The following is a 12,511-nucleotide window of genomic DNA, read 5'->3' on the forward strand; positions in this document are numbered from 1 at the left end:
GCCTTATTAAAAGGTCTGCAGTCTCACTTAAAGTGTATTAAAGTAGTCCCTAATATTCTGCACAGCTTTTTCCCCAAGCCGTTTTCTCGCATTCCACGTGAATCCCGCCACGTGGTCAGGAATAGAAATACGTTCCTGGGCTTTATACCACTGTCGTTTCTCCTTATGAATAGAGCCGGAGTCAAGGATCGCATAGTTTCCTTCTGCAAGCCAGCGCTCAAAGGCGTTCTGATCAAAAGACGGTCCCACACCCACGTTGATAAAAATTTTGTGGTTTCCCATCAGCGCAAACTCTTCCTCTCCGACAACAATCTGATTGCGGGGAATGCTGGTCAAAATTACATCGCTTTCCGCAAGGAGTTCTTCCCTCTTTTTATATAGATAAGGGCAACCTTCTTTTTCTCTTCGATTATAGTAAGAAACCTCCATACCGAAGAAGTCGGCCGCCTCAGCCACCATCGTACCAACAGTTCCAAGTCCGATGATGCCAAGTTTCATGCCACGCAGCTCTCTCTGCTCCTCATAGAAAGAAATCTTTCCAAGACCCTTTGCCATCTGAACCAGTTCACTGATGACAAATTCCACAACGCCGTAATCTCCGTAATGGCTGACTCCACTTACCACAATTCCATTCTCCCTGCAGTAAGCAGTGTCCACATTGCAGGAATCATCATTGAAATAGGTGCAACATAGTCCAACATACTTAAGGTTCGGACACTGCGACAGAATATCTTTTGAAATCGCCGTGTTCCAAGACACTAAAACAGCGTCAGCGTCCTTGATTCGCATTAAAATCTCTTCATCATCTGTTGGAAAGTCATCATAGCAAATCAACTGTTCGCAGACCACCTCTAACTGCGGCAGTACAAATTCAGCAATTCCAGTATTGTCGACCATGACAAGTAAATCAAACTTTTTCATTGCAAACTCCGATTTCCCTGCATTTTAAGCGCTTACAGTTCTTCAAATGCAGTCTCTATGCCATATTTTTCTTTTATCTTTCCCAAAGCAATCAGATGAGGCAATTCGTCGTGATAAACTTGCGCAGCTTTGTCCACCCATTTTTCTACAATTAGAATTTCATTGGCTCTTTCACAGGAAAAATAATAATCGTAGCGAAGATTCCCCTCTTCCTTATGAGTTTCACTGATAATGCCGGCAGCTTCGACTTCCTGATAAAAGGCGCGAAGCGTCTGCTCATCCTTTGCAGTATAAGTTACGAGTAAATTATACATCTTTTTCTCCTTCCTTACAAGGATTTCATCACGCTGACTTCCAGCGGACTGCCCTTTGCCCCCGCTTTTGCAACGTCTGCAAGCTGCGCCATACGCTCCTCGCTTGGCGTCTTCACCTCTGACAGTTCGTAGGTCCTTCCAATCTGACCGTACTTTACCTCACCCAAATTGTGATACGGCAAAAGTTCCAGCTGGCTGATGCCTGCCGAAGTAATATATTCCGCAGTTTTTGCAATGTTAATATCATCGTCGTTGATTCCCGGAACGACCGGAATTCTTACAATAATATTGTCATGGCGAGATGCAAGGGCTGCCAAATTTTCTAAAATCAGCTTGTTGGAAACACCTGTAATCTTTTGATGTCTTTCGTCGTTCATGTGTTTCACATCAAAGAATACAAGGTCCAGGTGCTCCGCTGCTGAAAGCAAATCCTCAGCCTTTCCAAATCCAGTGGTTTCAATGGCTGTATGTATGCCGTTCTCTTTGCATGCCTTTAGCATTTCTACCAAAAATTCATGCTGCATCAGAGGCTCGCCTCCGGAAAAGGTTACTCCGCCGTTGGAAGAGTCATAAAAATTCTTATCCTTCAATATTTCGTGGAGCAGTTCCTCCACGGTATAATCTTCTCCAACCACTTTCTTTCCATTGGTGCAGCATTCCTTGACACAAATGCCACACAGGTCGCATTCACTGCGACCTGTGATTTCAAAAGGCGGTTTTCTTTCAATCAGTCCCTTCGGACAGACCTCTGCGCAATAACCGCACTTTACACATCTTGTCTGAAAGCACGCCACTTCTTTTTCGACGCGCTGGCTTTCAGGATTGGAACACCAAAGGCAGTTTAGGGGGCACCCTTTAAAAAACACTGTAGTTCGGATGCCCGGCCCATCGTGAATGGACATTTTCTGTATATTAAAAACGGTTCCTTTGTTCATTCAATCTGCCTCCAAATCATTAGCAGCAGCCGCAGCCTACATTTTTGTGCGCTGTTCTGCCGATGATATTATTCTGTACTTCTCTGTCCAGTTCGATGAAGTATGCGGAATATCCAGCTACACGAACCAGCAGGTTCTTATAGTCCTCAGGACTTTCCTGCGCAGCTTCCAGTGTTCCTGCATCTACTACGTTAATCTGAATGTGTTCGCCGTTCATGTCAAAGTAAGACTGAATCACATTTCTCAAAATCTCTTTGCCTTCTTCTCCCTGCACAATGTTCGGGTCAAATTTAATGTTGAACAGTGCGCCGTTGTTGCAGTCACACTGGTCGATGGACGCAACAGACTTGATAGTTGCAGTCGGGCTGGTTACGTCTCTTCCTACCATTGGGGAAGCGTTGTCGGATACAGGCTCACCTGCCAATCTGCCGTCAGGTGTCGCACCGATGGTCTTACCCTGCAGTACGTTGAAGGATGTAGACAGAATGCAGTTTTCGTAAGTGCCGCCGCGGCTGTCACGATACTTGACCATTTCAGCATTGTAAGCACGAATCATACGATTTGCATAGCCATCAACTCTCTCTTTATCGTTACCGTATTTATCAACTTTGTTTAAGATGATATTGCGCAGTCTTTCATTGCCTTCATAGTTGTTGTGAAGAATTTCGTTAAATTCGCTGGCTTTCATCATCTTTTCCTGGAAGACTACATAATCGATTGCTTCCAAGCAATCAGCGCCGTTTGCCATAGCAACCAGGAATACGCCGGAACTGTTGTATAATGCGCCGCCTTCTTCCAGAGACTTTCCTCTGCCGATGCAGTCAGTCACCAGTGCAGAAGCATATCCCTTTGGAACATACAGTGCGTGCATTGCGCAAACCTTTGTGTAAGCTTCGCACATTACCTTTACAAAGTGTACAATCTGCTTGTGCAGCGCTTCTTCAAAATCTTTCACACTGGTGAAAGTATCAGGATCGCCGGTTTTCAGACCCATCTCACATTTTGCAACTGGATCATAACCATTGTTTAATACCAGTTCGATACATTTTGCAGCATTGATATATCCCACGTTTGGTCTGCCGTCAGTTTTGCCCTGCACATAAGGCTCTACACAGCCGTGAATCGTCCAATCTCTGGAATCTTCTTCTGTTGCACCTTTGTTTTTCAGTGCATTTGCAATCATGTTGTCATTGTAGAACGCCGGAATCGCATAACCCTTCTGCACCATGCCAAGAGCGACATCCATCAGTTCCTTTGGTGTATTATCGTTTACACGCAATGCCATGGTCGGCTGTACAGTCTTAACAAGATCCCATGCGTTAAATACTGCATAAGTCAACTCGTTGGTTGCATCTTTGCCGTCTCTGGTCAGCCCGCCAATTGCCATCTGCTGCCACATCGGATATGCTGCAAAGCCCAGGGAGTCAAAACTATCACGTAATTTCAGCATTTCTGTGCACTTGATGTATAAAGCTGCCAGCAATTCTTCTGCATCTTCTGCTGCCATATCGCCTTCGATAACAGATTTCTTATAATAAGGATACAGATTCTGATCCAGTCTGCCCACCGCAATGGAATGACCGTTGTCTTCAATCTGAATCGTCAGCTGCAGGAACCAAACAAACTGCAGCGCTTCCCAGAAATCTCTCGGCTCATTTTCAGGAACGTTAGAGCATACATCTGCAATTTTCAAAAGTTCTGCTTTTCTCTTAGGGTCTGTTTCTGCTTCTGCCAGCTTTGCAGCCTGATCAGAGAATTTGTGTGCAAATCTGATAACTGCCTCGCAGGAAATGATGTTTGCATTCCAGAAATCGATTTTTCTGCTGTCTTCCGGAGTCAGCACCTGGGTTTTTTCAATCATTTCTTTGGAACGGGCAATAATACCTTTCAGACCTACCGGCAAAATGCTCGGATAATCAGGGGAAATATGTCCCATACCTGTAGTTCTCGCACCAACTGACAATACACCACAATCCTGCGCTTTCAGCACGTAATCATCAAGTGCTGCAGTTGACTGTATATCAAAGGTATTTTCTCCCCAGCTTTCCAGGATTGGAAGCAGTTCTGCCTTTGTTTCAGCCGGTACTACAATCGGGTCAGTGCCGCGTACTGGGAACATATCAATTTCATCGATAACCCACTTTGCACCAAATTCAGGGAATACAGGAACACCTCTGACCCTTTTGGTCTGGCTGCCTACAATCAGCTCTCCATCCTGCATGTTGGCTTCCATATTATCCAGAATATATGCAAAAGCGTGCGCTCTGCGAAGTACTGGTGTGTAGGTTGCAAATTTAGCATAAGCTTCCGTTACCAGCTTAGCCCTTTCGGTATCCAGCTGCGGTTTAGAATTTTTCAGACGATCATTCATCATCTCAATTCTGTCTCGGTTCATAGTCTTTCTCCTTCTCTTCAGTGGTTTATAAATTAAAAAAGTATGATTTAAGTTTTATTACCTAAATCATACTTGATAATTCATTCACAAGGTAGCGGAGAAATCTCATGTTCACCGTGACAATTTGTATCATGGAAAAGCGTTTATCCTTCTTTTATAAGAGCGAGAAACTTCTTCACAGACGGTGAAATATCACTTTTAGATTTTACCGCGAAACCAATACTTCTATGAAGTTCTCTGTCGATCGGTCTGTATTCTACTGCAAAGCCGGAAACTGCGTATTCAGCAATCAGCTTTGGAACCAGCGTCACAAAACCGTTCTCCTCCACCATACGGATTACTGTAAAATCCGAATTGAAGGTGTATCCGCCTAAATCCTGATTGAGATCTATATATCTCATCAGCTGAATGATGTCCTGATCAAATCCTTTATGAGATTTAAAAAGAATAACCCGTTCTTTAAAGAGGTGCTCTAAAGTCACAATTTCATTTAGAGTCAGCGGATGTCCCTTAGGCAGCAGCGCCACATACTCATCTCTGCGCTCGCCGAACCAGTCAAAATTGTGATAAGGCTGCCTGCTGAAAAGTCCGATATCAATAATGCCACGGTTGAGCCACTGCTCCAGCACATCTACGCTATGTTCCTCTAAAACTTCCACCTGAATTTTAGGATATCGCTTGCAAAATTCCTTTAAAATGCTCGGGAGCAAAACATATGCCGTCGTTGGAAATCCCCCGATTCGAATCGTGCCCTTTTCCAGACCGTTGATTAGTGCAATTTCTGTTTCCAGTTTTTCACTTTCCTTAACAATCCGCCTTATCATCGGCATCAGCCGCTCTCCTTCAGAAGTCAGGCTGATGCCTTTATTGCTTCTTTTTATAATAGGAAAGCCCAGTTCTGTTTCCATGCTGTTGAGCATTTTAGAAATCCCCGAATGGGTGTATCCCAAATCATAGCTAACATTATTAATACTGCCTCGATCGACCACCTTGAGCAATACTTCGTATTTCTTTAAATCCATCGGTTCACCCCTTTCAGTCTGCGGTTACGTAGATTATACATGTTCAACCCTGAAAATTCAATTCATATTAAATCATCGCTATAATAAAGTAAAAAAGGGGAGCAGGCACCAGCCCTGCTCCCAATAAGTTTTTGAAAAAATAAACGAGTTATTTAATTAGTTTGCTTTTGCCTTCTTAGCCGGTTTCTTTCCGTTTTTATAGAAGATACCAATGCCGGTCCAAGCCAGAACCAGTGCGACTGCTGGTGTTAGCCAACCTAAGAAACAGTATGGCAGATAGGATAATGTTGCAACACCTAAGGTGCTTGCCATGTACATACCGTTAGAGTTCCAAGGAATCAATGCGGCACACATAGTACCAGTATCTTCCAGGGATCTAGACAGTACCTTTCTGTCAATTTCGAGGTCGTCATATGCAGGTGCGAACAGCTTGGAGTTAATCAGCATGGAGCTTTCCAAAGATCCAGTCAACGCCTGCATCAGGAAAGACGATGCCAGTGTAGCAGTAACCAGCGTGCTTGCTCTCTTTGTAATACCTGCAACCTTTTCAAGAACTGTACGCAGTACACCTGTTACGTCCAAAATGTTGCCCAGCACGCAGGCAAAGAAATACAGTGCTACAGTCCACAGCATGCTGGAGAGGCCGCCTCTGTTGAGCAGTCTGTCGATGTCAGCAACGCCGGATTCGATGGAATAGCCATTGTACATAATGTTGGAAATATCTACAAAGGAAGTTCCCTGCAGAATCATAGCCATAACAGCGCCGAGCAGTGCGGAAACTACCAGTCCCGGAATAGCCGGTGCCTTCTTGATTACAACTACAAGCAGTACAACGATTGGCAACAGGCACACAGGGCTCAGATTGAAGTTGGCATCCAGATTGTCCAGATACATATTTACGGTAGATTCATCTACTGTACCCTTTGCTACAGTTGTAAAGCCTAAAACACCGTACATGATAATCGCAATGATGTAAGCTGGTACTGTTGTCCACAGCATGGAGCCCATGTGGGAGAACAGCGAAACGCCGGACATCGCGGAAGCCAGATTTGTTGTATCTGAGAACGGTGACATTTTATCTCCGAAGTAGGAACCGGAAACGACTGCACCTGCAGTAAATGCCGGATTAATACCAAGACCTGCTCCGATACCCATAAATGCGATACCTACAGTACCCGCAGAAGACCATGAGCTGCCGCAGGCGATGGACATGAAAGAACTTGCAACGCAAGCACAGATCAGGAATAATTTAGGGTTTATAATTTTTAATCCGATATAGATGATGTACGGAATTGTACCAGACGCAATCCAAGTTGCGATAACTGCACCAATTAGCAGCAGAATAAACGTAGCAATCAGCATACTGTAAACGCCATCCATCATCATCTTCTGGATATCATCCCATTTATAGCCTAGAAACATTGCATAAGCACTTGCGACAATAATCGCAAACATAAGAGCGATACGAATATCAATGTTCAGCCACAGCAGACTGGCCATCAGAATCGCTACGACGATAATCATGATGGAGATTGCCGCCAGGAAAGTTGGAGCTTTAATTTTCTTTTCCATAGTTTTCTCCTCAAACTTTTACATAAATTAATTGATTTTTTTGGATAAAAGCAATTCTCTTTTCTCTACACCCATATTGATTTTATGAATATGTATACACATTCGACATGTATGTTGTCTGACAACATTATATCTGTTACAGCCGCTCCTTGCATAGCGTCCATTTGTTAATATGACCTTGACAAATCGGGCAATTAAATCTGGCAAAAATCCGTTTTGCGCCTTGACGATAAATTGTTTAACCGATATACTATGTCAAGAATTAAGAACCCTTGCGGAGGCATACATGGAAAAAACAGCACTATTAAGCAAACTTGCATTTACCCAATATAAAACACAATCCGACTATCTGGCAGAAAAGATTAAACAGATGATTACGCATGAGGAATTTGAGGACGGCTTTGTCTTTCCCAACGAAAATGAGTTCTGTAAAATTCTCAATGTCAGCAGAGGAACTCTACGAGATGCTTACAAGAAGCTAGATACACAAGGCTTTATCGAGCGAACCAAACACGGCACCTACGTAAAGTGTCGGGATACCATTGCAAAACAAGGAAATTTCACCGCAACTTTGGAACTTGCTTCCACCAAGGAGATGGTGGAATTTATTTCTGCTTTTGAACCGGAAGCAGCCTGTCTCGCAGCTCAAAAAATCGATGATGCCGGTATCGCACAACTGGAACTCCTCATGGAGGAGTGTGAACAGTGTGTCGGTAACCAGACTGCTCTGAACGAAGCCAATTACAGATTTCATGAGTTTATCCGCATGCAAGCCCAAAACAATCTTGTAACCAGCATTTTGACTGCATATTATGACATTTTCAATCAGTACATCATAAACTCTATTTATTATATTCTAAAAAACAGCGCTGATACATTCCGCGATACCGCACTCGCCCAGCACAGAGAACTTCTCGAAGCATTTAAAGTTCACGACGGCGAAAAAGTTCGGCTAATTACCCGGGAGCATCTGCAGGCTGACTTGAAAATGTACGCTATGTTAAAAGAAAAATCGGAAAGATAAAAATTTGACCACGTAATCATGCGTGGTCTTTTTGTTTAAGAGTAGTTAAGAGTTCCCACTGATAAAATAACACTAGCATAAAATCTGCAAGTATCATAAAAACACCAGTTAGAGTGCACCTCCAACTGGTCAAAATATTATTTTTTAATTGCCTACTTGACGGGTAGCAGTTCACATTTGACATAGAGCCCATTAGTTTCACTAGCGGTTACTGTTAATGGCTGATTCAGTTCAACGTCCCGAGCCAGCTTATACTGAACTCCTGCAAGCAATTCAGTTGTTGCTTCAGTAATTTCAGTCCTGTCTGTGTTAAGATTATCAGATCAGCCACAAAAGCCATTGCCGGCATGAACGTCATTACCATCACTACGCATAACAGTGAAGTTAATAGTTTTTTCATTTCTTTTTTCCTCCTTAATAATTCACTCAATGTTCTACAAAGGTCTATCCTGTTTAATATTATTGTACCTGCTATACTTTATCCGCAAGCACTTTTCTCACTTTATATTTCACATTATAGCCATAGGCGGTTAAACTTTATTGTATTTTTGCAGGGGTCTTCCGATTTTTTGCAAAAATCATTTTCAAGTCTATTCTGTATGCCTTTATGCATTTTTTTACATTTTTTATTATTTTAATACAAAAAATCCTTGATTTATTCAGGCAGGTGTGGTATATTACATGCACTGATTAATTTTTATTCACGATTATAAATATTTACATATTCAGAGGAACACACTATGGCAAAAGAAAAAATCGTCCTTGCCTATTCCGGCGGTCTGGACACATCCATCATCATCGCATGGTTAAAAGAGAACTATAACTGCGAAGTTATCGCAGTCTGCTGCAACACCGGGCAGAAGGAAGACTTCGATGCAATTGAAAAGAAAGCCTACGCTACTGGCGCAGACAAAGCCTACATATTAGATATTCAGGAAGAATTCATTACCGACTTTATCTATCCAACTTTAAAAGCAGACGCAATCTATGAAAACGACTATCTGCTGGGTACTTCCATGGCAAGACCGCTGCAGGCGAAGAAACTGGTAGAAATCGCTGAAGCTGAAGGTGCTTTTACCATTGCCCACGGCTGTACCGGAAAAGGTAACGACCAGGTTCGTTTTGAGTCCACTATTCATGCACTGAATCCTGCTATCAAAATCATCGCACCTTGGCGAATCTGGGATCTACAGTCTCGTGAACAGTGTATTGAATATGCGCATCAGCACAACATTCCGATTGCACAGACTGTAGAAAAAATTTATTCCAGAGACGAAAACATCTGGCACATTAGTCACGAAGGCGGCAATCTGGAAAACCCATGGAACGAGCATAAGCCTGACATCCACGTACTTTCAAAGACGCCAGAGGACGCACCTGACACTCCGACTTATGTAGAAATTGATTTTGAAAAAGGCATCCCTGTTGCTATAGATGGAAAGAAAATGGGTCCAATTGAGCTTTTAACCGAGTTAAATAAATTAGGCAGCGAGAACGGCGTCGGGACCATTGATATCATCGAAAACCGTCTGGTCGGCATGAAATCCAGAGGCGTATACGAAACGCCGGGCGGCACCATTTTATTCGCAGCGCATAAAGACCTGGAAAAACTCATTTTAGACAGAGATACCCTGCAGTACCGCAACATTGTCTCTCAGAAATTTGCGCAGCTGGTTTACGACGGTCTTTGGTTTACACCGCTCCGTGAAGCCATTTCCGCATTTGTAGACGAAACACAAAAGCTGGTAACCGGTACGGTAAGGATGAAACTTTACAAGGGCACCGCTTGGCCTGTTGCAAGTAAATCTCCATATTCCTTATACAACGAAGAGTTCGCAACATTTAGCGAAGATGAAGTGTACGATCAGAGCGATGCAGAAGGCTTTATCAACCTATTCTCTCTGCCGCTGAAAATCAGAGCAATCCAGAAGCAAAACCTGGATGGCGTTCCTGAAGCACAAAAAGAACTGGGCAAAAAAATCTTTAAGGGCGGTTCTTTCGTAGAATAATATCCTCAAAAAAATTTAAGGCTGCCGGCATGGCAGCCTTACTTTTATCCTTCCATGAACTCTTCTACAAAATTTGTCAGCACTTTTACGCTCTTCTCAATTCCCAGGACGGAAGAGTTAATCACCAGATCATATCCCCGGGAATCTCCCCACTTAGTATCGCAATAATAGTTATGATATGTCTTTCTGACTGCGTCGCGCTGTTTCATCAGACCGGCTGCTTCATGGGCGTCACAGCCTTCCGTCTCTATCAGTCTTTTTATTTTCGCTTCTTTTTTGCCGTTGATAAAAAAGCTGACCATGTTAGGATTATCCCGGAGGATATATTCTCCGCAGCGGCCCACAAGAACAAAGGATTTCCCTTCTTTCGCCATGGTCTGCACGATTTCAAAGGTTTTTCTAGCCACATGTTCGGGCACGGATGTGGAAAAATCATCAAATCTTCTGGAAAACAGTCTGCTTACAGGTTTTTCATCCATCTTCTTTACCAGTTCCAACTCGTAACCGGTTTCCTTGGCGACAAGCTGCTGGATTTTTTCTTTATCGTAAAACGGAATGCGAAACGCTTCTGACAGCTGCTTTGCAACTTCATGTCCGCCGCTTCCGCTTTCTCTTCCAATCGTAATAATCAGTTGTTTTTTCATTGGAATTTCCTTTCTGTTTTATCTCTATACATATCTTGCGTACAGACACAACAGAGATATTCCGATAATTAAAATCGTGCCCGGTACGCAGTACTTACAATAGGTGCCCCATCCAATCGGGTGTCCTTCCTTGGCTGCGATAGAGGTTCCCACCACATTAGCAGAAGCGCCAATTGGTGTTGCGTTACCGCCAAAGTCGGTCCCCAGTGCCAACGTCCATGCCAGCATAGACAGATTGATACCCTGCGCCGCAGAGATAGACTTGATCACCGGAATCATAGTTGCTGCAAACGGAATATTGTCCACTAGTGCGCTGCACACAGCTGACAGCAGTAGAATGACCAGTAAAATCAGCTTGATATTGCCTTGACAGATATTCATAATGCCTTGCGCCATCAGTTCCAGTATGCCTGTTTCCTCTAATCCTCCTACAGAAACAAATAGTCCGATGAAAAAAAGCAGCGTCTTATAGTCTACTTTTTTCAGCACTTCAACAGTCTTTTTCTTATCTTCCAGCACGATCATTCCAAGTATCGTAACCACCGCCATAATGACGCCGATTGTGGCAACAGTAAGACCAGTCTGGGCATGGGTCACCAGAAGAACAATAGCGCCAATGAAAATAACCATTGCATAGATAAACAGTTTTTTGTTGTGAATTGCTGTTGCCGGCTCCGGACAGGATAAACCGCTTCTATCCATAGAATCGGTTGCTTTCAGTTCCTTTCTGAATATGAGAAGGAAGTAGGCCACGATAACAACAAAGCAGATTGCTACAATCAGCCCTGTATTTCTGGCAAAGTCAGTAAAAGTATAGCCTAAAGCTGTTCCTATAATAATATTCGGTGGGTCTCCGCTCATGGTTGCTGCGCCTCCCAGGTTAGCACAGAATATTTCTGCAATCACCATAGGAATCGGATTAAATTTGAGAAGTTTTCCCAAATCCACAGTCACTGCAGCTAAAAAAAGTACTACGGTAATGCTGTCGATAAACATGGCAAGTCCTGCAGAAATGCACATAAAACAAATTAAAAGCGGTGTCACACGATAGTTGACCATTCTGGCAAGAAGCAGACAAAGCCAGTGGAAGAATCCTGCTTCTCCAAGACCTTCTACCATAACCATCATTCCTGCAATAAAAATAATCGTTGCCCAGTTGATTCCCATAGAGCCTTCTTCCCCTTCTCCTATCCAGAAACCGGACTCAAACAGGCTATCCAGACTCAGGGTTTGCAGCACGGCGTCCATATCCCGCATACAAAGACCAAAAACCAGTACCAAAACTAGTGCGCCGCTAACTAACGTAATGTAATGACGTTCAAATTTTTCCAGGACAATCATGACAAACATGCCCACAAAAATCAATACCGCCAAAATCGGTGCCAATATCTCCATTTTTACTTCATGCGCCACGCTGCTTCTATGCCGCGCAGTTTACGCATATTCCTTTCTCTAGTATTATGTTATATTTTATTATTATGCCATTTTTCCGCAATTTTTTCAATGTTCTTTTCAGAAAATTGCCCATAAACAATGTAGAGTTACAATTGATGTGACACTTTCCAATAGAAAAAGACGATAGGATCTGTTAGAATGTTAATCACCACAAAAAACATATCTGAAAGGAACCCTATCGTCATGAACAGTATAACACAAACTCAACGATATTTGCCAC

General features: G+C 43.1%; 10 protein-coding genes. 2 read left to right on the forward strand and 8 right to left on the reverse strand.

The genetic code is table 11. The features are described 5' to 3' along the window. Positions 1 to 27: 27 nt before the first annotated feature. From D1151_RS12260 to nhaC, 6 genes are all read right to left on the reverse strand, one after another. Positions 28 to 921 carry an NAD(P)-dependent oxidoreductase gene (locus D1151_RS12260; RefSeq protein WP_161909084.1) on the reverse strand — a complete coding sequence of 298 codons (894 nt, stop codon included), beginning with the start codon at positions 919 to 921 and terminating at the stop codon, positions 28 to 30. 32 nt (positions 922 to 953) lie between these two features. Next, positions 954 to 1,235 (reverse strand): putative quinol monooxygenase, encoded by a 282-nt coding sequence (locus D1151_RS12265; RefSeq protein WP_160201717.1) that lies wholly within the window; start codon positions 1,233 to 1,235, stop codon positions 954 to 956. Positions 1,236 to 1,249: 14 nt separating this feature from the next. After that, positions 1,250 to 2,170, reverse strand: a complete 921-nt coding sequence (locus D1151_RS12270) for a glycyl-radical enzyme activating protein (protein ID WP_161909085.1) — start codon at positions 2,168 to 2,170, stop codon at positions 1,250 to 1,252. Between the two features lie 19 nt (positions 2,171 to 2,189). Beyond that, positions 2,190 to 4,565: a pyruvate formate lyase family protein gene (locus tag D1151_RS12275; protein WP_161909086.1), complete on the reverse strand. Its 2,376-nt coding sequence runs from the start codon at positions 4,563 to 4,565 to the stop codon at positions 2,190 to 2,192. 143 nt (positions 4,566 to 4,708) lie between these two features. After that, positions 4,709 to 5,587, reverse strand: a complete 879-nt coding sequence (locus D1151_RS12280) for a LysR family transcriptional regulator (protein WP_160201714.1) — start codon at positions 5,585 to 5,587, stop codon at positions 4,709 to 4,711. A gap of 156 nt (positions 5,588 to 5,743) precedes the next feature. Beyond that, a complete protein-coding gene (gene nhaC, locus D1151_RS12285; protein ID WP_161909087.1) occupies positions 5,744 to 7,159 on the reverse strand; it encodes a Na+/H+ antiporter NhaC in 1,416 nt (471 codons plus the stop codon). Between the two features lie 286 nt (positions 7,160 to 7,445). On the opposite strand from nhaC, the gene D1151_RS12290 reads away from it, so the two are divergent. Together D1151_RS12290 and D1151_RS12295 are read left to right on the forward strand one after the other, a co-directional pair. Next, entirely contained in the window at positions 7,446 to 8,183 is a 738-nt protein-coding gene (locus D1151_RS12290) for a FadR/GntR family transcriptional regulator (protein WP_161909088.1), read from the forward strand. 740 nt (positions 8,184 to 8,923) lie between these two features. Then, positions 8,924 to 10,192, forward strand: coding sequence for an argininosuccinate synthase (locus D1151_RS12295; protein ID WP_161909089.1), 1,269 nt, complete (start codon positions 8,924 to 8,926; stop codon positions 10,190 to 10,192). 44 nt (positions 10,193 to 10,236) lie between these two features. Here D1151_RS12295 and D1151_RS12300 read toward each other — a convergent pair whose 3' ends face one another. Both D1151_RS12300 and D1151_RS12305 read right to left on the reverse strand, forming a co-directional pair. After that, complete coding sequence (locus D1151_RS12300; RefSeq protein ID WP_161909090.1) at positions 10,237 to 10,836, reverse strand: AAA family ATPase; 600 nt, start codon at positions 10,834 to 10,836, stop codon at positions 10,237 to 10,239. Between the two features lie 24 nt (positions 10,837 to 10,860). Next, positions 10,861 to 12,231, reverse strand: coding sequence for an SLC13 family permease (locus D1151_RS12305; RefSeq protein WP_161909091.1), 1,371 nt, complete (start codon positions 12,229 to 12,231; stop codon positions 10,861 to 10,863). Between the last annotated feature and the right edge of the window lie 280 nt (positions 12,232 to 12,511).

The organism is Emergencia sp. 1XD21-10, assembly GCF_009936045.1.
Classification (GTDB): domain Bacteria; phylum Bacillota; class Clostridia; order Peptostreptococcales; family Anaerovoracaceae; genus Senimuribacter; species Senimuribacter intestinalis.